This window comes from Bradyrhizobium guangzhouense (assembly GCF_004114955.1).
Lineage (GTDB): Bacteria > Pseudomonadota > Alphaproteobacteria > Rhizobiales > Xanthobacteraceae > Bradyrhizobium > Bradyrhizobium guangzhouense.
The window spans coordinates 571,341-595,268 of the sequence record NZ_CP030053.1 but is presented as its reverse complement, the minus strand read 5'-3'; the positions used below and the strand labels follow the sequence as shown (position 1 = coordinate 595,268).

Here is a 23,928-nt window from a genome sequence, read left to right as displayed (position 1 = left end):
ACGTACGCACGTTTCCTTAGATAAGAGGTCAAAAGTTGCAAGATTTTTCAAAAGTTTCGCCGTCCACGGCTGGAAAGGTCATGTCCAGGGAAGATGCCGAGGAGGCATTCAGGGTGATTCTACGCTGGATCGGGGAAGATCCCGAAAGAGAAGGACTCGTGGACACGCCACGGCGGGTCGTCGAAGCGTATCGGACCTATTTCCGCGGCTATTTCGAAGACCCGACCGAGCATCTTCGAACGACATTCGCCGAGACTGGTGGTTACGACGATATGGTTTTGCTCAGAAACATTCCTTTCCGTAGCCATTGCGAGCATCATATGGCACCGATTGTCGGGCGCGCATGGGTAGGATACGTACCGGCGCAGCGCGTCGTAGGCATTTCCAAACTCGCGCGGGTGGTGGACGGGTATTCGAGGCGCCTGCAGATACAAGAGAGGTTTACGACCGAGATCGCGAATGCGATCCAATCCGAACTCGAGCCGAAAGGCGTGGCTGTGTTCGTGAAAGCCGAGCATCACTGCATCAGCGGACGCGGCGTACAAAAGCACGGCGTGGATCTATCGACTAGCAATATGATCGGCTGCTTCAAGGATGATCCGATCCTGCGCCAAGAATTTCTGGCAATGGTGTCGGCCGATCTGAAGCCCTAGCCTACGGGCCTTGTGAAAACTCACGTAATGCTCAGGAGCGGTGAACGGTCGAGGCGAGCTATAAAAAGAGATCGATCCGAGTAGCGGTCGTAAAAAAGTGCGGCAACCGCGCAGCCACACCCGCATTCTCAAAAGCGACTTGAACTCTTCGTGCAAGGTTGCCAGCTGCCCAGCGTCCTCACCAGACAGGAACAGCAACCCTCAGCGAAGCATCCGAATTCTGAAGCTGCTCGACCATCATCTCGACCACCGCCTCGCCGGAAATGTAGTTCGGTCCGACAGGCGACGCAGCAGGATTCGCAATAAGCGCCATAGCCCAATCGGCGAACCTGCGGTCGGTGACCGACTTTGCCTCGACGATACTAATGTCGGTATGTCGGCTATCGCTGCATATCCTGATGAAAAGTTGCGTGACCTTTGTTCTGTCTCCTTCGAGCACTTGCGCAAAAGTGTCCTTGTCGAACAGAAGGGCGCCGGATATCCCTAATTGAAGATTGTTTTGTTCTGCGGCCTTCGCAATGCTCATCAGCCCGCTTCCAGCGGCTACGGCCTTCCGACGTAGCAAGTCGCGACTGTGGTAGACCAACCGAAACAGCATGGGTAGCTCGTTCACCTCTTAGAACGTTTGGTTGACTGCGAGTCGCATTCGAGAGCAACGCGCTGGTCGATAATGCCGTATTCACTCTGCCGATACGCTGCTCTGAAGCGAGAGTATCGAGCCGAGCCACCCGCCTTGGACGGATGAGCCTAGTTCAATATCGAACGGAACAGCCGACGAGGTGGAATGGCGGGGCAGCTATTAAGCTGATTCGTCATCGTGCTGCCAAAGCTGCTTCAATCGGCTTCTCCGCAATGAAAGCAACTTGCGGCAACGTCATGAATCCTGGCTTTGCGAAGTAATAGCCCTGAAATAGATTGATGCCAGCCGCTCTCAAAACGCCGAGTTCGGCTTCGTTCTCGATGCCTTCGGCGAGAACGCGGACGTCAAGCTCGCGCGCGATATTCACGATGCCAGCGACAACAGTTTGCTTGGCTTGGCTGACATGTATGTCGCGGATCAGTTCCATGTCGATCTTGATCAGATCGGGCTGCAATCGGGCCAAGAGACCGAGCCCGGCGTATCCTGCCCCGAAATCATCGAGTGCCGTCCAGAAGCCGAACTTGCGATATGCTTCCACGATCCTCGCGACGTGGGCCGGATCCACCATCCGCTCGTTTTCGGTGAACTCGAACATGAGATTACGATGTGGAAATTCCACGCGCTTCGCGGCGGCAAGCGACTTTTGGATACACGCTTTGGGCTCGTATACTGCGTTCGGCATGAAGTTGATGGACAGCCGCATGTCCCTGCCCGCGAAGAGTGGTCCTGCGGCTTCAATTGCCGTGACGCGGGCCGCTTGGTCGAAGCTGTACCGGGTCTCGTCGTTCACCTGGGCGAGGACGGTATGGGCCGGCTCCCCATTTTCACCCCTTACGAGCGCTTCGTATCCCCAGACCTCTCCCGCCGAGAGATCGACGATCGGTTGGAAAGCCATTTTGAATTTGAAGGGCAAGCTCTCGCTTAGACGGCAACCCGCGCACGCGTTCATAATCGCACTTTCTTTCACTTTGCGCAAAAGCTAGAATGCAATGATTGCTCGGCCGTTAAGGACGTTCCGCTGACCGGACGCAACTGGTCTAACCTATGTTAAGAAGACTTTGGGGCGAGTTCGCCTGCTGTGCCGGTTTCATCCAGCACGGAAATGGCCCATCCACGAAGGGCCCTTATAGTGGGCCGTCGTTCTCTCTTCATCGGCATGGCGTTGGCTTATGCCGGGCGAATCCGTTCGGTCGGTCAGTGGCTCACCGAGACGCTGGGCGAAGCCCAACGGACTATATAAATATAAAGTGGTTCGTTGCAGAACTGCTCTTATTCCTGTGGCCATCAAGCCATTTTTGCCACAGCTGCGTGTTAAGTACGACACGGGCATCGGAACGTTCCTGATCAGGGCTTTGACGTCGCTTTGGTCGCGATCGCATGCAGCGCGCCCGTCAACGCCGCGACGACGGGCCTGGCCGGCTCACCGGCGCCGTGACGTTGTGCGAGAAAGGCCGGATCGTTGTAGGACAGCCAGGTCGCGCCCTGCTCGTCCTGCCAGACCAGCGCTTTCAGCGGAAGGTCGATGCCGGCCGTCTGCGCCTGCTGCATCAACGGCGTGCCGCCCTTGGCATTGCCGAAGATGAGCAGATCGGTCGGCCGCAGCTTCAGGTCGACAGCGGCCGCACCCGCGGCGTGATCAATGTGAGCGAATACGGTGAGGCCCCTGGCCTTCACCTCGGCCTCGAGCCACTTCATCGTGACTTCAGGTCCAAAACTACTCTTGATAGTGATGAGTCCGTCAGCGGCCATGGCTTTTGTCTCCCATAAACATGTCGCGGCAATCAGCGCGACCATCCCGATCAATCTCGACAGCTTCACCCGCGCGCGCTCACTTTTTGTGCAACAGCTTCGCCGGATCGAATTCCGGATCCGGAACAAAGCCGTTGCGATTGGGCATCCTGATTTTCGGCAAGGACTCCTTGTCGACCTTGCCGTCCGCCGGAACGATTCCGTTCAAGCTCAGAATGTAGGCAGTGACGGCGTAAGTCTCGTCGGTGCTGAGCGAGCCGGGCGTCGGATACGGCATCGCGCGATGGATGTAATCGAACAGCGTCGTCGCATAGGGCCAGAAGCTGCCGACCGTCTTGACCGGCATATTGGAGGCGAGCGTGCCCTGACCGCCGGCGAGGCGATCCTTGATGCCGCCCTGGCCGTTCTCGCCATGACAGGCCGCGCAATTGTCGGCAAAGATCTGCTTGCCCTGCGCGGCGGTGCCGCTGCCAGCAGGCAGGCCCTTGCCATCGGGACCGACGTCGATGTCCCACAGCTTGATCTCGTCAGGCGCTGCGGGACGACCGAAGTCGAAGGCCAGTGCGGGCGCCGCGAGAAGGCCGGCGGCGAGGAGGCCGGCGAGAAACAGCTTGCTATGCCAGGACATTGCGAACCCTCCCGGCCTCGTCGATGCTCCAGGTCTGCTGGGCGTTGTAGTGAAACAGCGCGTTGGTCCCCATCGCTGCGATAAAGGAAGCCCGGTCGGGCTGCACATTGCCCTTCTCGTCGGTCGATCGGCTCACGATCTTGGTCGGCTTGCCGTCCCAGTCCCAATCCATCTGGAAGCGCACCTGAGCCTTCGACAGCAACGGTAGGGTCAGTTGCGCTTGCTTCCATGTCTTGGCGCCGTCAGTCGAGATCTCGACTTTGGCGATCTTGCCGTGCCCGCTCCAGGCCAATCCGGAGATGCGATTGTAGCCCGGCTGGATCTGCATCATTCCCGAAGGTTGCGTGATGACAGAATTGGTCTCCATCCGAAACTGGAACTGCCGCGCCTTGCCGTCGGCCAGGAGTTGCGTGTATCGCGCTGTCTCCCAGCGGGTCATCCAGGGCGCCGCGCCGAACTTGAGGCGCCGCAGCCATTTAATGTTGAGATTACCCTCGAAGCCCGGCATCAGCAGACGCATCGGAAATCCGTGCGCAGGGCGCAGCGGTTCGCCATTCTGCCCGTAGGCGACGAACGCCTCCTCCATGATTTCGTCGGTCAGCGGAATGCTGCGGTCGACTCCAGCGCCATCGCCGCCCTCCGCCAGCATCCAGTTGGCTCCCTTGTCCTTGGCGACGAGATCGACCAGGAATTTCAGCGGTACGCCAGTCCATTCGTTGGTACTGACAAGACCGTGAGTGTTCTGCACGGTCAAGTCAGGATCTGCCTTCTTCCAGTTTTCCCAACCATTGCCGGTACATTCGATGAAGACGATGCGCGTGACCGAGGGCATGCGCTTGAGATCGTCGACGCTGAATACCAGAGGCCTGCCGACCATGCCATGGATAAGCAAGCGGTGCTGCGAGGGATCAATGTCGGGCACGCCGGAATGACTGCGCTCATAATGCAGATCAGTCGGCGTGATGTTGCCGACTAGTTTCTGGTGGGGCGTTTTCGAGTTGATGGCATCGCTGGGATCGATGTTCCGCTTACCGGGCGTGGACTCCGGAATACGGTCGAGCTTCGCGAAACGGGAGCGTTCGCTATGCGCGCTCAGATCCGCGCCGGGCCCGCGATCGGGCACGTCGGCCAAAGTTTCAGCCGAGGCGGTACTAGCGATTGCTGCCCCGGCAGCCCCCGCCGTAGCCGTCAAGAACCATCGGCGCGAAAGCACCTCGTCTCTGAACTCTTCAGGCATAGCCAGCCTCTCCATCAAGGTCGATAAGTTCTTTATCGTCAGCGGATTACTTGAAGACCTGGTAGGTAGCGATGGCCGCGACGAGCAGAATGAGCAGCAATGAAACGACGGTACCTGCGCGAATACCCTTCAAGGCATGCGCTTCTGTGTCGTCCAGGAGAAGGCTGTTAAGTGCGAAGCGCAGCGTCTGTATCGCTATCAGCGCGACCCCGCCGGCGATGAGGGCGATGCTCTCGTCGGGACCCAGATGACTGGATATCCGCTCCAGTTGCGCTTTGCGCAGGACGTCGGTGGTTTCGGAAATTGCCAGCGTCCGAATGAACAGATCAAATTTCTCAACCACGATGCCGAATGAAATGATGGCGATTCCGGTGCGAACCCACGCGAGGAAGGTTCGCTCGTTAGCCGCATGATCGCTGTAAGCCGGGACCATGATCATTCCCTCTCTTTGGCTGCCGACTGCTTTCTCGTGGCGCTTGCCGTGGTGACGCTGAGTGTTGCGGTCATGGCGCCCATTTCTGGTCCGACGCTCTCGTTGTCTTCTGGCTTTTCGGCCGGCAGCAGCGAGGGCGGTTCGTCGTACCCTCCGCGGCTGCTGTAGAAGACAAGCCCCATGAGGCCGAACCCGACGGCTAAGGAGAACAGGACCCCGAGCGCGAGCGCAACATACCCGGAAGTAGGAACGTCGGCTCCGCTTCCTGACGACCACCCGAGGACTGCGATCCACAGCGCGGCCGCAAGCAGCAGCAGGAGCACAATCAATATCGTCCAGCTACCGGCTGTCATCGCTCCCGGGCTGGATCCGTCGTGCGAGTTGGTCTGGTTTTCCGGGGTCATTATTTTTCCTTCGGAGTTCGCGGGTGTCATGGCGCCAACCTCGTGAAGACGAAGTCGTGCTCTTTGACGTTAGCCTGGTGGCAGCCGAAGCAGGTCTCATGCTGAGCTCTGTCTACCGGCTGGCCGTCCACGAACCGACCAAAGCCCCATCCTCCCGTGAAGGCGTATCTTTTCGAATCTTTGACCATGATCTGGACCGTCGTCGCATGGCCCGGCACGAACGCTCCACCAAACTCCGGGGAGGGCACTCGCTTCCAAGCGAGCTTGACCAATATCGCCCCGTCCGGAAATGGAAGCGTCCCCTCTCGATATGCCTTGACGGAGATTGCATTTCCGAGGATCGCGCGGAGTTCGTTGAAGCTGCCGTCTTCTTGCGAAGGCGCGATCATCTCCCATTGGCGATAATTTTCAGGGATCGTGACGCCGAAGATCGGAGAGCCCTCTCCGTCCGCGTGACCCGCCGCGGACGGCATCGCCACGGATGCTGCCAGCAGGAGAAAGCAGAGACTCCTTTTCATCGACTTCGGCCCTTCAAAACGTGAGGTCAATTTTCGCGAAACGCCGGACGGCCCGGGCGAGAAGCCCGGGCCGAGGCTTGTCACTGCACGGCAACTTTCCGCTTCGTTTCGGTACCGACCTTGCGCTTGAGGAAGTCGCGGATCAGCGGCACCACCTCGTCAGCCTTGTCTTCGAGCACGAAATGACCGGTGTCGATTAGATGAAACTCGACCTCGGGAAGGTCGCGCTTGTAAGGATACGCGCCGTCGGCAGGAAAGATCTTGTCGTTCTTGCCCCAGACAATGAGCGTTGGCGGTTGGTACTTGCGAAAGTAAGCCTGCACCGCGGGATAGAGCGGGACATTGGTGCGGTAGTCGTAGAAGAGGTCCATCTGGATCTCCGCATTGCCGGGACGGTCCAGCAAGGCCTGGTCGTGAATCCAGTTGTCCGGAGAGATGCGGCTGGTATCCGACACGCCGTCGGTGTACTGGAAGATCGTCGTCTCCGGCGAGACGAGGGAGTACAATGCCTTCCGATGCGCCTCCGAATGATCGGACCAGTAGGCCTTGATTGGATCCCAGAACTCCTTGAGGCCTTCGTTGTAGGCGTTGCCGTTCTGTACGATCAGGCCACTGATCCGCTCGGGATGCTTGAGCGCCAGCCGCCAGCCGACGGGCGCGCCGTAGTCCATGACGTACATTGCGTACTTGGCGACGCCGAGTTGATCGAGCAGCCCGTCGACGAGCTCACTGTAGCGGTCGAACGTATAGTTGAACTTAGCGCGGTCCGGCGACTCGCTCTGTCCGTAGCCGGGGTAGTCAGGCGCGATGACATGGTAGCGATCGGCAAGCGCCGGCATCAGGTTGCGGAACATGTGGGAGGACGTCGGAAAGCCGTGCAGCAGGAGGAGCACCGGAGCGTCCTTTGGACCGGTTTCGCGGTAGAAGATCTTCACGCCGTCGACTTCTTTGGTCCGATAGTGCGTGACACTGCTCGCGGACGCGATCGCAGGCGCCCCGCGAGCGGACTCCGCTGATTTAGCGTCGAGAGAGATCGCACCGAGCGCGAGTACCGCTCCCAAAAAAAGGCTCCCCGCCTTGAGTGGGGAGAACTTGTAGCTTGCCTTAAAACTCCGCATTTTAACCTCCATGTTGTTCGCGTTGTGGAAGAGCGTCGATAGATTTCGTCGACCGACGGACTAGACTCCGTGGTAGACGAGCCGCGTGAAGAACCCTGGATCGATAAGAAACTGGCCATAACGCTCGTCGTAGGCGGCCGTTGGCTTCGCCGCGACGACTTCGTCCTGGGACATTCCCTTCTTCTTGAGTTTGGCGACCGCGTCGCGGATCGCGACAAGCATGTCGCGCCATTCCTGCAGCTCGGCACGATTGCTGATGGGTCTGCCGTGGCCGGTAATGATGATCGTGTCCTTGGACGCCGCCGCAAGGTTAGCGTCCGATGCGGCAATCATCCCGTCGATGCTGCCGCCGGTCGAATAGTCAATGAATGGATAGATGCCGCTCCAGAAGGTATCGGCAACATGCATGACATCGGCTTCACCGAAGGTGATGGAGATGTCGCTGTCGGTGTGCGCCGCGCCGTAGTATTTCAATAGGATGGAGGCGCCGTTGAGCTTCAAGGTCTTCTCGGTCGCGAAGACTTCCGTTGGAACCCCGCCCTCTGGCAGCGGAAGAAAGTTGTAGTCCCAATCGTCGACACGCTGGAGCTCGGCGAGATGCTTGCGCGTGTTTTCGTGAGCAAGAATGACAGCGCCGCTTTCATTCAGCCAGGTATTCCCATCAGTGTGGTCGAAATGCCAATGCGAGTTGACCAAATGCGTGATTGGTTCGTCGCCGACGGCCAAGAGGGCCTTGGTCAATTGCGGTCGCGACACGCCGATCCCGGCGTCGATCAGCAATTTACCATCCCGGCCGGTGAGCACGGCAATGTTCCCGCCGGATCCCTCGAGCACACTGATGTTGCCGCGCACCTTGTGGATCGCGATCGGCGATGTCGCCGCGCTGTCCTTGATGAGGCTGACGATCCCCCGGGCCTCGGCAAACGCTTGCCGTGGCGTCAGCCATCCGCCCGCTGCCATCGCGGCTCCGCCCAAGCAACATAGGCAAAACCCGCGGCGCGACATCGTCTTCTGAGTTCGCTGTTCCATAACCGTCCTCACTTCGCTCTTCTCGGTGTCGAGTTTGCATTGACCTCAAGTCCCGATCTCTTGCGGCGGGAAGGTCGCGCCCGCCGCTTCCTGATCGACGCGGTTCAGCCTCGAATGAAGGCAAGGAGATCGTTGTTGAGCTGATCCTTGTGCGTAGCGAAGAGCCCATGGGGCGCGCCGGGGTAGACCTTCAGAGTCGCCTCCTTGATGAGCTTCGAGGACAACAGCGCCGAGTCCGCGATGGGAACGATCTGGTCGTCATCGCCATGCAGCACTAAGGTCGGTACATCGATCTTCTTGAGGTCGGTCGTGAGATCCGTTTCCGAGAAGGCCTTGATGCAGTCGTAGGCGCCCTTTTCTCCGGCCTGCATCGACCACAGCCAGAAACTATCCTTGATTCCGCGCGACACCTTCGAATCGGGCCGGTTTGCGCCGTAGAAAGGAAGGCTAAGGTCCTGGTAATACTGCGATCGGTCCCCCTTCACTCCGGCGCGGATCTGGTCGAACACCTCGATCGGAAGTCCGCCAGGATTTGCTGGCGTCTTGAGCATCAATGGCGGAATAGCGGACACCAGCACGGCCTTGGCAACGCGCTCGGTCCCATGACGACCGATATACCGCGTCACCTCACCGCCTCCGGTCGAGTGGCCGACCATGACGGTCTGCTTGAGATCAAGCGCTTTCATGAGTTCGGCCAGATCATCGGCGTAGGTGTCGAGATTGTTGCCCTCCCACGATTGTCCCGAGCGGCCATGCCCCCGGCGGTCGTGAGCGATGCAGCGAAATCCATGGGAAGCCAGGAAGAGCATCTGGTCGTCCCACGCATCCGCGTTGAGCGGCCAACCGTGCGAAAAGGTGATCGGTTGTCCCTTGCCCCAGTCCTTGTAGTAGATCGTCGTGCCGTCTTTGGTCGTAATCGTGCTCATTGTCTTGGTCCTCATTTGACTTGCGGTGCGGGTGGGTGGTCGGCGTGCGGTCAGCTCACGTCCTTCATGAAACCGAGGAGATCGCCGTTGAACTGGTCCTTATGTGTGAGCGTCAGCCCGTGCGGCGCGCCCGGATAGATCTTCAGGCTCGCCTTTCGGATCATCTTCGATGAGAGCAGAGCTGAATTAGCGATCGGAACGTTCTGATCGTCTTCGCCATGAACAATGAGCGTCGGAACGTCGAACCGCTGCAAGTCGGTCGTGAAGTCAGTCTCCGAGAAAGCCTTGATTCCCTCATACGACGCGCGCAATCCGACCTGCATACAGCTCAGCCAGAACGCATCCCTGATCCCTTGCGAGACCTTTGATCCGGATCTGTTGGCTCCATAGAAGGGCCCGTCGCCGAGATCCCGGTAGAATTGTGCACGGTCGGTGGCCACCGCCTTCCGGATGTCGTCAAACACTTCGATCGGAACGCCACCTGGATTGGCTGATGTTTTCAACATCAAAGGCGGGATGGCAGAGACCAGCACAACGTTCGCGACACGACTAGTTCCGAAGCGACCTATGTAGCGTGCGATGTCACCGCCGCCGGCCGAGTGGCCGACCAAGGTGACTTGCTCGAGGTGCAGCGTCTCGATGAGATCGGCCAGGTCGCTGGCGAAAGTGTCGTAGTCGTTTCCGTCCCACGGTTGACCCGATCGGCCATGTCCGCGCCGGTCGTACGCGATGCAACGAAAGCCATGCGAGGCCATGAAGAACATCTGGTCGTCCCAGGCGTCCGCATTGAGCGGCCAGCCATGGCTGAAAATGACGGTCGGACCGTTGCCCCAATCCTTGTAGAAGATCTCAGTGCCGTCCTTCGTCTTGATGGCACGCCCTGCGTGGCGTTCTATTGCGCCGATGTCTCGCGGCCGAGCCGCGAGCGGCGTAGGTCCAATCAGCGCAAGCGCCGACGCGCCAGCCACTCCCCCGATCAAGACGCTGCGACGGGACGCAAGTTGCGATCCGATCGCCCGCTTGTTTGGATGCGTCATATGGAATACTCCTCTGTTGCGCGTCTTCACGCGATGGGGACGTAGCGGTAGGCGTTCCCATGAACTTCGACGAACCCCAGCCCTGGATACGTCCAGTGGAATCCCAAGAGCTTTGTCTTGTCGGTCGATGCCCGATCGAGTAGCCGTCGTCGGTTCCTGACGGCTAGTTCCGGAATGGTGTCGTAACCGAAGTGCCAATCGGGATGCTCGACGGCAACTATCTCGCTGGTCGCTGCGTCGACCGCGATGATGAGGCCGCCCTCCCCGGCAAGCTCAAACGAGAGATGCCCCGGGGTATGGCCAGCGGTGTCGATTGCCCGGATGCCGGGGATCACATCGTCACCGGGCTTGAGCATCACCGCCCTTTCGCGCACCGCGCCGATATCCCTTTGCGCGCCCCTGCCGAAATCGTGGATTGCCTCTGGAGCTTTGCTAAAGAAGTCCGGATCCATCCAGTAGTCCCATTCCCCAGCGCCGACGAAATAAGTGGCGTTCGGAAACGCGAGTGATCCATCGGACGCCAGGGTGGCACCCGTGTGGTCCGGATGCGCATGCGTGAAGACAATTTTCGTCACCGCGTTGGGATCGAAGCCAGCTGCCTGCAGATTTTGAAAGAACCTTCCGTCGGTCGCTTGATATTTGTCGCCACCACCGACATCGAACAGGATCAGCTCATCCCGATAGCGCAGCACGGGTATATTTGCCGGTACGTGAACAGTGCGTCCCACAGTTTCCATGCGCGCGAGGACCTCGCTTCGCTGCCTCGGCGCGACCTCGGGAGTAAAAATCTCTTCTGGGATCTCAAGATATCCGTCGCTGATGATGCTGATCTCGAAGCCACCGTGCTCGAACGCAAAGTACGGCGCCGACGACGTCTCTGGGATAACTTCGCAAGGCGCCTTCGATCCTCGCAAAGATTCTGCTCCCTTAGAGCGATCGAGGTTTTGCACGGAAAGGCTCATCGACGATCTCCAACTCGCATTCTCGGTTGCTGCGATTGCGTGACCAACGATGCGAAGATGGTCCGACGTCCGTCGACGATCCATTACACGAAGGTGTCGGTGATACCTTCGGATTGGTGGATGTCGTTCGATTGCGAAAAACGAGAACGGCGACGAAAACGCTTCGCCGATACCATCGTGCAATGGATTTGAGATCATTCGTGCGGCAGTTGTGACAAAGCGGGTCGATCGGCGTGGTATTTCCTCAACCGATCAACTGGAATCCTTTCGACGGAGGCAGCCTTGTCGGAGAATGCGATGTTCTGGGATTTGGAAACTAGCCCCGCCAAGCAAAATCTTGCTTTGCCGCCGAACCACGACGAACTGATGCTCCTGCGGGAGACCAATCATCGATTTGCCAACACGCTGACAGTCCTCGCCTTTGCACTTCGGCGTGAGTTCGCGAGTTCAATCTCGGCCGAGACGCGGCGCTCGTTCGAGCGATGCGAAGCAACGATCGCGGCGTTCGGAATGCTGCACAGATCCCTCATCGTCGGTGGCATGCAAGGGAAGATCTCGCTTTCAGCCTACATGGAGCAATTGTGCAGAGCCTTGTCCGAGGCGCTGCTGAGTCCGATGGGCGTTGGGTGCGAGCTCATCTCGGAAGTAGGCGAGATACCGGCCGGGCGTTGCGAGAGGCTAGGGCTGGTCGTCGCCGAACTTGTGACGAATGCCGCCCGCCACGCTTTCGGCGGGCGAGACAAAGGCATGGTCCGCGTGAATATTTTCGAAGAGGGCACCACCCTGGTGTGCATCGTCTCCGATGACGGACGGGGAATGCACATCGCCGCGGGGGGCGCGGGCTCGAGGATTCTGAAACAACTGGTGCACGCACTGGACGGCGAAATGATTGTCAGATCCGGACCGAGGGGAACATCGGTCCTCGTGACGTGCAACTTGATGGCAGTTTGAACATACGGCTTGGCGAGACCGTCTTGGGTCTCTCCCCCGCAACTCTCGGACGCAGCAACGGAGGCGACATGGACCACCAAAAGACGACTTCACCGACATCTGCAGACGATCGAATAGGCTCTAACAGGCCGGCCGGGAAAATCGCCCTGGTGACGGGTGGCAGCAGCGGTATCGGCCTGGCGACGGCGAAGTTGTTCGTCGCCGAAGGAGCATTCGTGTTCATCACAGGACGGCGCCAGGAGGAGCTCGACGTCGCGTCGGCCGCTCTCGGCCCCAATGCGATGGCGATCCAGGGAGACATCGCAAGGATCCCGGATATAGACCGCACCATCGAGATGATACGCTCCCGAAAGGGAAGGCTCGACATCCTTTTTGCTAACGCCGGCATCGGCGAGTTCGCACCGATCGGATCCATCAGCGAGAGCCATTTCGACAAGACGTTCGGCGTCAACGTCAAGGGGACTCTCTTCACCGTCCAGAAGTCACTCACGTTGATGCCGGATGGCTCGTCGATCGTCCTTAACGCCTCTATCACCGGCGTTAAGGGGCTGCCGGCGTTCAGCGTATATGCGGCGAGCAAGGCGGCACTGCGTGCGTTGGCGCGAGGCTGGATCGTGGACCTCAAGAAAAGACGAATCCGCGTGAATGTCGTTAGTCCGGGCACGGTGCCGACGCCCGGCTATGACGGTCTCGGACTGACGCCGCAAGAGATGCCAAACTTCATCAAGGCGGCAGCCGATGCGACACCTCTCGGCCGAGTCGGAACGCCGGAGGAGATTGCGAACGCCGTGCTCTTCCTAGCTTCGTCGGAAAGCAGCTACGTCAATGGCGTAGAGCTCTTTGTGGACGGAGGCTTTGCGCAGATCTGATGCATCGCCCGCAGAGTCGCCGGGAGTGACTGCCGTCGATTCTGATGGTCGTCCGGTCCCTTGTTATTGGCAGACCCGGTCCCCATCGGAATGACCATCGGCTGCCACCAAGACCTGAGCTCAAGCTGATAGCCGAGGGCCGCCCAAATGATCCAGGCAGCCGGACGATGCTACGTAGCTCGCATTCTCGTCCGCCGGAAAGGACGAGCGTTTCTATCGACAATGGACTAATTCAGCGGACTTCTCTGCTGCAGCTTGGAGCCCATGATCACCAACTCGGCCAAGGATCGAGCTTTCATTTTCCGCATCATCTTGCCTCGATGAGCCTTAACGGTGATCTCGCTGATGCCGAGTTCATAGCCCACTTGCTTGTTCATTGAGCCCTTTACCACCAGCGCCATAACTTCCTGCTCTCGGCGGCTGAGCGAGCGATGGCGCTCATGCAATTCCCGCAACTCCGCGTCGCCACCTATCGCGGAATGGCTGCGCGCGAGGGCCAGTTCGATCGCGCCGAACAGTTCGCCATGACAGAAGGGCTTCGTCAGAAACTCCATCGCGCCAGCCTTCATAGCTTTAACGGTCATAGGAACGTCGCCGTGGCCGGTGATGAAGATGATAGGGATGCTGATACCCCGGCTCACCAGGTGGTTCTGAAGCTCCAGTCCACTGATCCCCGGAAGACTAACGTCAAGCACCAAGCAGCTCGGATCGGAGATCTGCGGACGCGAGAGAAACTCATGTGCGGTGGCGAACGTTTCCGTTTCCCAGCCTCTCGCGCTGATCAGCCCTTCGAGAGAATCTCGAACCGACGGATCATCGTCGACGACGAAAACCTTCGGGTTTAAGGGCGGAAATAAGGAGCCCGCATCGACCGCGCTCGATATCGCCATGTCTCTTCCCTATCAACGTTGATTCCGCTGACCAAGTAAGTGGTCCCTAGCTCATCAGGCCACAGATCGGGTGCCTTGGCTTTTCAAAAGACACGATGTTCAACGGCCTTGTGGGGCAACGATCTGGATCGTGGTATTATGTGCCGTCGAAGGCGCCGGAGCAACAAACATTAATGCCGGCTTAGCCACCGATACCATGGTGCCATAGAGCCGGCTTCCGTCTCTTGATACTCCTTCCGCGAGGTTGTCATTGGCCGTCGCAGGAAGGCTCGCCATGCAGTTCTGCTGCCAGAAGGGTTGTGCCGAGACGGTCAACCACGCGGAATTAGAGGGGGCGCTACTGAGTGATCTTCCCGGCTATGTACTTCATATCATTGGCAAAGACGACGATTTCACGCTGCTGAGGGGACGACGGTCTTCGGATGAGCGCCCGGTCCTCGTTCTGAGGCCGCGTAGCACGACGCCGAGCACCGAAATATTAAAGCGGCTCGAAAACCAATTCGCGATTGCTAGTGACCTCGATCCGGCTTGGGCGGTGTGTCCGATCGAGTTGGTTCGAGGCGAAAAAGGTCCGGCGCTCATACTCGACGACCCCGGTGGCATGCCGCTCGACGAAAGTCTTGGCGAAGCTCTCGAACTCTCTGCTTTTCTCCGGCTTTCTGTGAACTTGGCGGAAGCGCTTCGGCAGATACACTTGGCTGGTATTATCCATAAAGACATCAAGCCTGCCAACTTGTTGGTGGACGAAAAAGATATCGTTCGCGTCATGGGTTTTGGCATCGCATCGCGCTTGACGCGGGAGCGGCGTGTCGCCTCTTCGGTCGATAGCATTGCGGGCACGTTGGCTTACATAGCGCCTGAACAGACCGGTCGGATGAACCGGTCGGTAGATATCCGCAGCGACCTGTACTCCATGGGCGTCACCCTCTACGAGATGCTCACCGGACGCCTACCGTTCGAGGCGGCTGATGCCGTTGAATGGATCCACTGTCACATCGCCCGGCAGCCGCTCCGACCTGAGGTGCAAATCGATGGCGCACCCGCCCCCGTCGGCGACGTCATCATGAAGCTACTCGCCAAGAATGCCGAGGACCGCTACCAGACCGCTTCCGGCGTTCTGGCCGACCTTCGACGTTGCCAAGCGGATTGGCAGTCCCACCAGAGGATCGACGCCTTTTCTCCGGGCGAGAACGACGGTTTGGATCATCTGTTCATTCCCGAACGGCTTTACGGCCGACAATCCGATGTAGATGCACTAATCAATGCCTTCGAAAGAGTCGCCGAGGGCGGCTCGACCGAAATGGTCTTGGTGTCAGGCGGCGCAGGCGTCGGCAAGTCGTCGGCCGTGAACGAGCTTCACCGAGCCATCGCTACCCGCCGAGGATTGTTCGCGCGTGTCAAGTTTGACCAGTACAAGCGCGATATTCCATACGGCGCTCTGACGCAAGCGCTGCGGGATTTGGTCCAAGCCGTGCTGGGTGAGAACGACGACGAATTAGCGCGCTGGCGGACCCGCCTCATGGAGGCTCTCGGCCAAAATGCTCAATCCATCATTCGTCTGGTTCCACAGCTCGAGCTGATCATCGGTAAACAGCCGCAAGCCTCGGATTTGTCGCCCGACGATGCACGGCTCCGGTTTCAGACATTGGTCGGCCGGTTCATCGGCGCTTTCGCGCGGTCCGATCATCCTCTCGTCATCTTTTTCGATGACCTCCATTGGAGCGATCCGGACACCCTCGACCTGCTCAGGATTCTCTGCTCGCGAAACGAATTGGGGCACCTGCTTCTCGTAGGAGCCTATCGGGACAATGAAGTAGGCTCCGACCATCACCTGACGGCAACTCTCGCAGATATCGAGGAATCGAAGGTCCCGATTCGCCGTCTCTGGTTGGCAAATCTCGCGCTTGGAGACCTCACTGCGTTGATTGCCGGCGCACTGCGGTGTGATCCGCAGCGCGCACGGCCGTTGGCTCAGCTGGTGCACGCGAAGACCGGCGGCAATCCCTTCTTTGTGATTCAGTTCCTCACCTCGCTGGAGCACGATGGATTGCTTGAATTCTCGGTCGAAAAAGCGGGGTGGACATGGGACATAGGGCAAATCGCACGAAAAAGGTTTACCGACAACGTCGTCGACCTCATGGTCGCAAGATTAAACAGGTTGCCCGGTCACGTGCAGAAAGCCTTGAGGCATTTGGCCTGCATCGGCAACGGTGCGCGTGCAGATACCCTTTCTGCGTTGTACCAAGATACGCGTGAAGTGCTGGAGGCGGCGCTTTGGGAAGCAGTGCGACTCGAGTTCGTGTCGGTGGTGGCCGAAAAATACTCTTTCGTCCACGACCGGATTCAAGAAGCGGCCTATTCGTCAATTCCGGAAGCGGAGCGCGCCCATCAGCATCTCCGGACGGCGAGAGTGCTCGCTCGAGCGCTTTCCCAGCAAGAGGTGGACGAAAAGATCTTCGATCTCGTGGAGCAGTACAATCGTTCCGCACATCTCATCGAATCGTCCTCGGAGCGCGAGCAGGTCGCTCGCTTCAATCTGACCGCCGGCATTCGTGCCAAGGCATCCACGGCGTATGCGGCAGCCTTGCAATATTTCACTGCGGGCGCCACGGCGCTGCAGTCTGTCGAACTAGGGCCGGCAAGTCACAGCTTGAACTTCGAGCTCGAATTGAACCGCGCGGAATGCGAAATCCTGACCGGCGATCACGAGGCGGCGGCGAAGCGACTGGACCGCCTAGCGGGCGTGGCGCGATCCGCGACCGATCGATCGGCGGTCGCTCGGTTGCGCATGATCTTGTATACCACTATCGACAGGATCGACCGCGCCATAGCCGTCGGTCTCGAATACCTGCGACGCGCCGGGATAGGATGGTCTCCGCATCCCTCAGACGAGGAAGTGGACCGGGACCTTTCGAGCATGTGGCGTCTGCTCGGCGAGCGGAGGATCGAGGAGATGATTGATCTCCCATTGCTGCAGGACGCCGAACTGCTTGCAACCATCGACGTGCTCGCGGACTTTCTCGCGCCAGCCTCTTTCACGGACAACAACCTTTTCTATCTGTCGGTCATTCGCATGGCCAATCTCAGTCTGGCGCACGGCAATTGCGACGCTTCGGCTTGCGCCTATGCTCTTCTCAGCATCGTGCTGGGATTGCGTCAGGACGATTATGACGCGGCATTCAGATTCGGCCAGCTCGGCTGCGATCTCGTGGATAAGCGCGGCTTGGACCGATTCAAGGCCAAAGTGCACACCTTCTTCGGAGCTCTCGTGCTTCCTTGGGCACGGCCTTATTCGTCGGGCCGAGAGGTGCTCAGGCGCGCCATCGAAGAGGCTTCGGCATCGGGCGACCTGACGTACGCTGCCTACAGCGTCAGAAGCCTAGTGACCAATCTGTTGGTTTCAGGTGTCCCCCTTGCTGAGGTCGAATGGGAGCTCGAAACGGCTCTGTCATCGATGCGGGGTGCAAAGTTCGGACTTGCGATCGACTCTCTGGTCGCCCAGTTGCTCCTCGTTCGTTCGCTTCGGGGTGAACGGACAGACGTTGGTCTGTTTCCGGAGGCCGACGGCAGCGAACTCGCGTTCGAACGGCGTCTCATGCAGGCCGGCGCCCATTCCGCCGTAGGAGCGGCCAGATATCACATCTGCAAGCTGCAGCAGCACTTCATGGCGGGAGAAATGTCGGAAGCTCTTGCAGCGGCGCGGAACGCTCAAGGCCTTGTCTGGTCGACCGAGCACTTTCTGGAGATCGGCGAGTACCATTTCTACAGCGCCCTGACCCTGGCTGCAGCCTACGAGGGAATTCCGTTGTCAGAGCGCCAAGATTACATCGAGGCGATCGAGACTCATCGGACGCGGATCGCAAGGTGGTCGAAAGGGTGCCAGGAAAACCAAGCACACCGCGAGGCGTTGTTGGCGGCCGAAATTGCGCGTCTTCGTGGAAAAGCGAGTGAAGCGATAAAGTTGTACGAGGTCGCCATCCGGTCGGCTCATGAGAACGGCTTCGTTCAGCACGAGGCGATCGCCGCCGAACTAGCCGGTAGATTCTATCGGGCCTTGGGAGCCGACACCGCGGCGCTGGGATATTTGAGGAGGGCCCTCGCCGGCTACAAACAGTGGGGCGCAATGCCGAAGGTCAGGCAGCTCGAAGAGCTCGATCCGGACGCGACAAAGCGAGGATTTGCTGAGAAGGCGCGAGCCGAGCACACGCCGGAGCATCTGGACTTCACGGCGATCATGAAAACGTCGCTCGCGGTATCCGGCGAGATCGTCCTGGATCGCCTGATCGAGCGGATTATGGCAATTGCTCTCGAACATGCCGGAGCCGACCGCGGGTTGCTGATCCTGTCGGGCAACGAGGATGCTCACATCGAGGCGGAGGCGCAAGTTGTGGGCGGGGTCGTGCGGGTAAAGCTTCAGCACGAGACTTCCTCTCCGAACGAACTTTGCCAGTCGATCCTGCGATATGTCCTGAGGACCCAACAAACTGTTCTATTGGACGATGCCATGGAGGGTCAATTCGCCACCGATGCCTACATCCGCAGCCAGCGCATCCGCTCGTTGATGTGCCTACCCTTGACGAAACAATCGAGCCTGATTGGGGCGCTCTATCTGGAAAACCGCCTGACAACGCACGCGTTCACGCCGGAGCGCACCGCGGTACTTCGCGCATTGGCCTCGCAGGCAGCCAACGCACTCGAGAACGCCCGCTTGTATGCCGATCTCAAGACGACCCAAGACCGTCTCCAGGCATCTCACGATGAGATGCAGATGCTGGTCTCGGTAGTCGAGAATAGCAGCGATTTCATAGGCTATCTGCCGACAAAGGGGCGTGACGGCTATATCAACGCAGGTGGAAGGCGCATGGTGGGTATCGAGCTGGACGCGGATGTCTCCCGAGTTCAGATCAGCGACCTGAGGCCGGCGGAAGAAGACGACAGATATTTGAGGGAGATTCTCCCCGCACTGGAGCGAGACGGCCGGTGGACCGGAGAGCGAAATCTGAGACATTTCAAGACGAATGAGCCGATCCCCGTATTGCAAAATCTCTTCTATATCATCGACAGCACAACCGGAGAAAGAAGAGGCACAGCATCGATTTGCAAGGATCTGACGGAGCAGCGGCGGACGGATGAAGCGTTGCGGAAGGCCCAAGCCGATCTGGAGAACATCGCGCGGCGCATGACTATGGGCGAGTTCGCAGCTTCCGTCGCGCACGAGCTTAATCAACCCTTGATGGCGATCGTCGCGAGCGGAGAAACCTGCATGCTTCGTCTCGATAAGAGCCCTCCAGAGATCGAAAAGGCGCGGGCAGCCGCACAGCGAGTAATAAGAGATGGCCATCGTGCAAGCGAGGTGATCAAGAGCATTCGTGCGTTGCTCAAGAAAGCTCCTTCGGAAAGCCTGGAGTTCGAGCCGAACAGAGCTATTCGCGACGTCATTGACTTAACGCAAGCCAGAATCCGCAAAGAAGGCATACTTTTGGACGTCGATCTTCGAGGGATGGTCAGCGTGTTGGGCGACCGCGGCCAGTTCCAACAGGTCGTGCTCAACCTCGTCGCCAATGCGATTGACGCTATGGTTGATGTCATGGATCAAAAAAGACTATTGCGAATCGAAACGCGGGAAATCGCGGGATGCTTGGCGATCGGTGTTGAGGATTCGGGTCGAGGGATTGATCCAGGTAGCTCGAGCAAAATCTACGACGCTTTCTTCACTACCAAGCCTGAAGGTATGGGAATGGGCTTGGCGATCAGTCGGTCGATTGTCGAGAAACATGGAGGACGTCTGTGGGCCGAGCCGAGGCAACCCAACGGTTCGAAGTTTATTTTTGAAATTCCGGTGGCGGTAAGTCGCGCGTCTGTCGATCCTTCTGCGGTCTGACCGCGTCGCGTGTGGAAGTAGAAGATGGCGCGCCCGACGGCATGCCGGAGTTTGAAGGAAAGCCTCGTGACCGAGTCAGCTTTGATTTCGTGTGTGGATGACGACCCAACGGTTCTGGAAGCATTGGAGGATCTCCTCGACGCTTTGGGTTTCCAGGTCGACGGCTATCCATCAGCAGAAGAGTTCCTTTCTCGCGGCCGGCTAGAAGCGACGACTTGTTTGATTACAGACGTTCGGTTGGGTGGCATGTCCGGCCTTGAGTTACAGCACCGCCTTGCCGCTGCGAGCTACAACATTCCAATTATCGTCATTTCGGCGTTCGCGGATGATCAGACGCGGACGCGAGCTTTCAATGCGGGCGCCATTTGCGTGCTTGCCAAGCCGGTCAGCCGAGAAAATCTCATCAATTGCATTCGCCTCGCTCTGCATCCTACGTGATGCAACCCATATCGTCCGCCATGCAAGGTTCGCCTCCGCAAACACCGAGATTTTGTGTTTAAAGTGCGCTGTGGCGGAGAGAGTGGGTTCGGATAGGCGGGCACGCGGACCTCGGCGGCGCTCGGGCATAGCGAGGCTCGTCTTAGCCCCCCGGGCCGTCCTTCAAGATGTAACCCATCAGGTCGTCCACGTTATGCTCTAAATCCCGGATGATGTTCTTGACGACGTCTCCAATCGAGATCACCCCGACGACCTTGCCTGCATCCAGCACTGGCAGATGACGGAAACTACGCTGAGCCATCATTGCCATACATTCCGCCAGTTGATTGTCTGGTTTGACCGTCACCGGGTTGACCGTCATCACTTGGCGTACCGGCGTCTGCTTTGCGTCAAGTCCGGGTAGCAGGACTTTGATGGCGCAGTCGCCCTGCGTCACGATGCCGACCAGCACGTCGTCGTCGATGACCAGCACCGATCGGACCCGGTTGTCACGCATCTGCCGTAAGGCTTCGACGATCATGTCGCTGGAACGAACATGAATAAGGGCGCCACTCTTCTGAGCCAAGGCGCTTTTTACCGTGCTCATCGATGTTCTCCAGGTGAGTGCTGTCTGCACTGTCACGATGGTTCACTTGAAAGATACTCGAAATTCCTTGCAATGTTAGGTCTGATCAGATTGCGAGCGAAAGTCGCGGGACATTGCCATTGGTGTTTTCACCAGTGTCTACTACCGGGTATGCCCTTGAAGGGACCTACGATGTCAGACGTGATCCAACCGCCGTAGAAATCACCCGGCTGCGCCCTTACTAGCTCGCCGCCGACCTTGCACTGGTCCACCCTCGAAGCGTAAAACGCATAGAAGCCGGAGATGGCTGAGTACGGCTCGGTCGGGTTAGGATAGCACCAGGCCGCCTTATCGGCAGTTTTGCCATCGACTTCGACGGCCCAGTACAAAGCAAGACCCTTGAACTCACACCAGGACCGTCCTTCCGCGCTCGCCAGAGTTGTCAGGTCGACATCGGCGGGCGGGAAATAATATACTGGAGGGTGGCTCGTCTCCAAAACTCGATAACCGTGCGTGGTCCTCGCAACAGTCTTCCCATTGAAGATGACTTCGAGCTGTTGAGAGACCGGCTCTAGTCGAGGAGGACGAGGATAATCCCATACGGATTCCATGGCGTTAGCTCCATCGAGACTCGCACTCTCAAGACAACGATGCCGCCATGATTTTGGATCAGTATTTTTTCATTCGCGGCTGTTGGGAGTGATCCGAGGGGCTCTTTCGGGCGTTTAAGCACTCCTGAGGAGTTAGGTCATGGCCGACGAGACGGGAGCCAGCCATCAGCCTTCGTTTAGCGAACTGACGGCTGCACTGCAAAGATTAGAGGTCGATCTTCTAACGATAGAGCAGGCAGTGAGTAGCCTAGTTCACAACGAGCTCCATGCGCTCGCAAAGTCAGCCATTGATGAATATCGCTCGATTATAACCGCTTTGCGCGACCTCAAGCTGAAGTAGCGGGACCCGCGCGTTGGGCAACATTGCGGTTTGAGGGGTACAGGCGCGGTTCTGTATGGCATTCGACACGGCATCGCCCAGCTTTATGCCAGCCACAATCCCGGCAGCTGCCGCAAATCACGTTCGCAATTACTGGAACACTTCCATCGCCGAGACGTAGGCCTTCTGCAAAACATTTGGAGAATGCCCATGAACGGCGATGCCCCTCTTACTTGGCTTACATTCTTCACCCTCGCCGCAGGTCTGATCGTCGCGGCAGGGTTTTTCCTTGCCTTCCTGCGGTCGCGCCACAATCGAGAAATTGCGGCTTATGCGCTCGAAGGCGATGGCAGGTCGCGCGGTGTTGAACCGTCAGGTGCAGGAGCGGAACTCGCTGGCCTGCTCGCGGTGGCGCTGATCGCGATGGCACTCCTGACGCTCGGATATCGTTCTCACGCCGGCACGGCCGCATCGGAGGTGGCCCAGCGCAACAATCAATTGGCGACGGACCGGACGGATCCCAACACGCCCAAACCCTATCAGCCGCAAAATCCCGCACCCGACACGCGCGCAGCTCCGACCAGTTCCTCGACCGGAACCGGCCCCGACAGCGGCGGTCGACCTGAAGGCGCACAGAAGTAGCCGCGCGGTCCGGTCGACGCTGCCGGACCTCAATCTGGCAGCCTGGTGAGGCGCGGTCGCCATATGCCGAGGACGACGTTCGCGGCAGCTACGGCGAGCAGAACCCAGAGTGACGTCCGCTCCGCCGACAACGACAGCACGAGCGCTGCAGCATCGGCTTCGCCCGATAAAGCGCGGGCGCTGGCCTCCGCTTCTTCCTGAAGCGGGCCCAATACGGCGGTAAAGCCCCATTCGAAAATCACAATGCCTGTCGCGAGCTTCGCCCAGGCCCAGCCGGCACTGTGGTAGGCCCGGTTCAAGGCAATCGCCAGCAGGCCGGCGATCAGCGTCAGCGCAAGCGAGGGAAAGAACACCCAAGTGGCGACGCCGCCGAGCGCTGCGCTCATCAGGGCGTACTCTTTGAGCGATGCCGGCTTGGGAACGAATCCGAGCAGCACGACGAGGCAAGCCATCGCTCCCATCAGGCCGATGGCGCCGAGCGTGTGCAGGAATTTCATCAGCCGTCGCATTCCCTTTCAATGCCTTGCGAAGAAAGAGTCAGGGCCAGCTCACTGCGGGCGGCATGGAGCTAAGGATGGTTTCGACGTTTCCCCCCGTCCGAAGCCCGAACGTCGTACCGCGGTCGTACAGCAGGTTGAATTCAGCGTAGATACCGCGGCAAGCCAGCTGTTGCCGCCGATCCTCTTCGCTCCACGGTTCGACCATGCGCCTCCGGACGATTGCCGGATAGATATCGAGAAAGGCGAGGCCGACATCGCGGACAAAGGTGAGGTCCCTTGCGAAGTCACCGGTGTTGAGATGGTCGAAGAAGATCCCGCCGACGCCACGGGTCTGGCCGCGATGCGGCAAGAAGAAGTATTCATCGGCCCAGCTTTTGAAGCGGGGATAGTAGTCAGGATCATGGACGTCGCAGGCCTGACGCATGGCGTCATGAAACGCCATAGCGTCCTCGGCAGCTTGCGAGCGCTGGTCCGGCAGCATTGGCGTCAGGTCGGCGCCGCCGCCGAACCAGCCTTGCGACGTCGCCAGATACCGCGTGTTCATGTGCACGGTTGGCACGCGCGGGCTTCGGGGATGGATGATCAGGCTGATGCTCGCGGAGAGATAATCGAGCTGCTTGCCGTCTCCCGGCAGCGAACGTGCCAATTCGGGCGTCAGCGTGCCATTTGCGGACGAGGTGTGAACGGCTGCCTTCTCGAACAGCCGGCCATCGATCAGGAAGCCGCCCGTGCCGCCGCCTTCGCCAGTCGCACGTTGCCACGGCTTGCGTACGAAGCGCGCGGGCTCGCCCGGGAATAGCGCGGCTGGCGCGTCCCGTTCCAACGCCTCCACGGCGCTGCAGATGTCGTCGCGAAGCCGCTCGAACCAGCGTCGCGCCTGTGCACGCTGCAAGACGGTCGCCTTGATGTCGTGATAGGTCATGGCCGA

General features: G+C 58.9%; 25 protein-coding genes. 7 read left to right on the top strand and 18 right to left on the bottom strand.

The genetic code is table 11. From position 1 onward, the window contains the following. Window positions 1–80: 80 nt before the first annotated feature. The gene (folE, locus tag XH91_RS02935) at window positions 81–653 is read left to right on the top strand and encodes a GTP cyclohydrolase I FolE (RefSeq protein WP_128949193.1); all 573 of its coding nucleotides are present in this window, start codon (window positions 81–83) and stop codon (window positions 651–653) included. A gap of 178 nt (window positions 654–831) precedes the next feature. Here folE and XH91_RS02930 read toward each other — a convergent pair whose 3' ends face one another. The 13 genes from XH91_RS02930 to XH91_RS02870 form a co-directional block, all read right to left on the bottom strand. Further along, window positions 832–1,251: a BLUF domain-containing protein gene (locus tag XH91_RS02930; RefSeq protein WP_128949192.1), complete on the bottom strand. Its 420-nt coding sequence runs from the start codon at window positions 1,249–1,251 to the stop codon at window positions 832–834. Window positions 1,252–1,465: 214 nt separating this feature from the next. Next, complete coding sequence (locus XH91_RS02925; RefSeq protein WP_128954700.1) at window positions 1,466–2,242, bottom strand: EAL domain-containing protein; 777 nt, start codon at window positions 2,240–2,242, stop codon at window positions 1,466–1,468. A 395-nt stretch (window positions 2,243–2,637) separates the two neighbouring features. Continuing rightward, window positions 2,638–3,042: a DUF302 domain-containing protein gene (locus XH91_RS02920; RefSeq protein WP_430644592.1), complete on the bottom strand. Its 405-nt coding sequence runs from the start codon at window positions 3,040–3,042 to the stop codon at window positions 2,638–2,640. A 79-nt stretch (window positions 3,043–3,121) separates the two neighbouring features. Then, window positions 3,122–3,670, bottom strand: a complete 549-nt coding sequence (locus XH91_RS02915; RefSeq protein ID WP_128949190.1) for a c-type cytochrome — start codon at window positions 3,668–3,670, stop codon at window positions 3,122–3,124. Then, window positions 3,657–4,907 carry a sulfite dehydrogenase gene (gene soxC, locus XH91_RS02910; RefSeq protein WP_128949189.1) on the bottom strand — a complete coding sequence of 417 codons (1,251 nt, stop codon included), beginning with the start codon at window positions 4,905–4,907 and terminating at the stop codon, window positions 3,657–3,659. The genes XH91_RS02915 and soxC overlap by 14 nt, the downstream gene beginning before the upstream one ends. 46 nt (window positions 4,908–4,953) lie before the next feature. Next, window positions 4,954–5,346, bottom strand: coding sequence for a YidH family protein (locus tag XH91_RS02905; RefSeq protein WP_206733535.1), 393 nt, complete (start codon window positions 5,344–5,346; stop codon window positions 4,954–4,956). Further along, the gene (locus tag XH91_RS39315; protein WP_245470883.1) at window positions 5,343–5,744 is read right to left on the bottom strand and encodes a hypothetical protein; all 402 of its coding nucleotides are present in this window, start codon (window positions 5,742–5,744) and stop codon (window positions 5,343–5,345) included. Before XH91_RS39315 ends, XH91_RS02905 begins: the two co-directional genes overlap by 4 nt. A gap of 26 nt (window positions 5,745–5,770) precedes the next feature. Next, a complete protein-coding gene (locus tag XH91_RS02895; protein WP_245470890.1) occupies window positions 5,771–6,217 on the bottom strand; it encodes a cytochrome P460 family protein in 447 nt (148 codons plus the stop codon). 125 nt (window positions 6,218–6,342) lie between these two features. After that, entirely contained in the window at window positions 6,343–7,380 is a 1,038-nt protein-coding gene (locus XH91_RS02890) for an alpha/beta fold hydrolase (RefSeq protein WP_128954697.1), read from the bottom strand. Window positions 7,381–7,440: 60 nt separating this feature from the next. Further along, complete coding sequence (locus XH91_RS02885; RefSeq protein ID WP_245470885.1) at window positions 7,441–8,340, bottom strand: MBL fold metallo-hydrolase; 900 nt, start codon at window positions 8,338–8,340, stop codon at window positions 7,441–7,443. A 173-nt stretch (window positions 8,341–8,513) separates the two neighbouring features. Continuing rightward, window positions 8,514–9,350 (bottom strand): alpha/beta fold hydrolase, encoded by an 837-nt coding sequence (locus XH91_RS02880; RefSeq protein ID WP_430644593.1) that lies wholly within the window; start codon window positions 9,348–9,350, stop codon window positions 8,514–8,516. 35 nt (window positions 9,351–9,385) lie between these two features. Then, entirely contained in the window at window positions 9,386–10,372 is a 987-nt protein-coding gene (locus XH91_RS02875) for an alpha/beta fold hydrolase (protein ID WP_128949186.1), read from the bottom strand. Window positions 10,373–10,398: 26 nt separating this feature from the next. Further along, a complete protein-coding gene (locus XH91_RS02870; RefSeq protein ID WP_164934043.1) occupies window positions 10,399–11,334 on the bottom strand; it encodes an MBL fold metallo-hydrolase in 936 nt (311 codons plus the stop codon). A 282-nt stretch (window positions 11,335–11,616) separates the two neighbouring features. Here XH91_RS02870 and XH91_RS02865 point away from each other — a divergent pair, with 282 nt between their 5' ends. Then, complete coding sequence (locus XH91_RS02865; RefSeq protein ID WP_128949184.1) at window positions 11,617–12,285, top strand: sensor histidine kinase; 669 nt, start codon at window positions 11,617–11,619, stop codon at window positions 12,283–12,285. Window positions 12,286–12,353: 68 nt separating this feature from the next. Continuing rightward, window positions 12,354–13,154, top strand: a complete 801-nt coding sequence (locus tag XH91_RS02860; RefSeq protein WP_128949183.1) for an SDR family oxidoreductase — start codon at window positions 12,354–12,356, stop codon at window positions 13,152–13,154. Window positions 13,155–13,381: 227 nt separating this feature from the next. Here the strand turns inward: XH91_RS02860 and XH91_RS02855 are convergent, their stop codons facing one another. Continuing rightward, entirely contained in the window at window positions 13,382–14,044 is a 663-nt protein-coding gene (locus XH91_RS02855) for a response regulator transcription factor (protein WP_128949182.1), read from the bottom strand. A 250-nt stretch (window positions 14,045–14,294) separates the two neighbouring features. On the opposite strand from XH91_RS02855, the gene XH91_RS02850 reads away from it, so the two are divergent. Together XH91_RS02850 and XH91_RS02845 are read left to right on the top strand one after the other, a co-directional pair. Then, window positions 14,295–19,925 (top strand): trifunctional serine/threonine-protein kinase/ATP-binding protein/sensor histidine kinase, encoded by a 5,631-nt coding sequence (locus tag XH91_RS02850; RefSeq protein WP_128949181.1) that lies wholly within the window; start codon window positions 14,295–14,297, stop codon window positions 19,923–19,925. A gap of 24 nt (window positions 19,926–19,949) precedes the next feature. Next, window positions 19,950–20,363, top strand: a complete 414-nt coding sequence (locus XH91_RS02845; RefSeq protein WP_128949180.1) for a response regulator transcription factor — start codon at window positions 19,950–19,952, stop codon at window positions 20,361–20,363. Window positions 20,364–20,505: 142 nt separating this feature from the next. On the opposite strand, the gene XH91_RS02840 is transcribed toward XH91_RS02845, so the two are convergent. Then, on the bottom strand, window positions 20,506–20,949 hold the full coding sequence (locus XH91_RS02840) for a CBS domain-containing protein (RefSeq protein ID WP_128949179.1): 444 nt from the start codon (window positions 20,947–20,949) through the stop codon (window positions 20,506–20,508). A gap of 128 nt (window positions 20,950–21,077) precedes the next feature. Next, complete coding sequence (locus XH91_RS02835; RefSeq protein WP_128949178.1) at window positions 21,078–21,539, bottom strand: DUF427 domain-containing protein; 462 nt, start codon at window positions 21,537–21,539, stop codon at window positions 21,078–21,080. Between the two features lie 139 nt (window positions 21,540–21,678). Between XH91_RS02835 and XH91_RS02830 the strand changes: the two genes are divergently transcribed. Together XH91_RS02830 and XH91_RS02825 are read left to right on the top strand one after the other, a co-directional pair. Then, window positions 21,679–21,879 (top strand): hypothetical protein, encoded by a 201-nt coding sequence (locus XH91_RS02830; RefSeq protein WP_128949177.1) that lies wholly within the window; start codon window positions 21,679–21,681, stop codon window positions 21,877–21,879. A 189-nt stretch (window positions 21,880–22,068) separates the two neighbouring features. Beyond that, complete coding sequence (locus XH91_RS02825) at window positions 22,069–22,500, top strand: hypothetical protein (RefSeq protein ID WP_128949176.1); 432 nt, start codon at window positions 22,069–22,071, stop codon at window positions 22,498–22,500. 29 nt (window positions 22,501–22,529) lie between these two features. Here XH91_RS02825 and XH91_RS02820 read toward each other — a convergent pair whose 3' ends face one another. Together XH91_RS02820 and hemF are read right to left on the bottom strand one after the other, a co-directional pair. After that, entirely contained in the window at window positions 22,530–23,009 is a 480-nt protein-coding gene (locus XH91_RS02820) for a hypothetical protein (protein WP_128949175.1), read from the bottom strand. A 28-nt stretch (window positions 23,010–23,037) separates the two neighbouring features. Further along, the gene (gene hemF, locus XH91_RS02815) at window positions 23,038–23,922 is read right to left on the bottom strand and encodes an oxygen-dependent coproporphyrinogen oxidase (protein WP_128949174.1); all 885 of its coding nucleotides are present in this window, start codon (window positions 23,920–23,922) and stop codon (window positions 23,038–23,040) included. Window positions 23,923–23,928 lie beyond the last annotated feature (6 nt).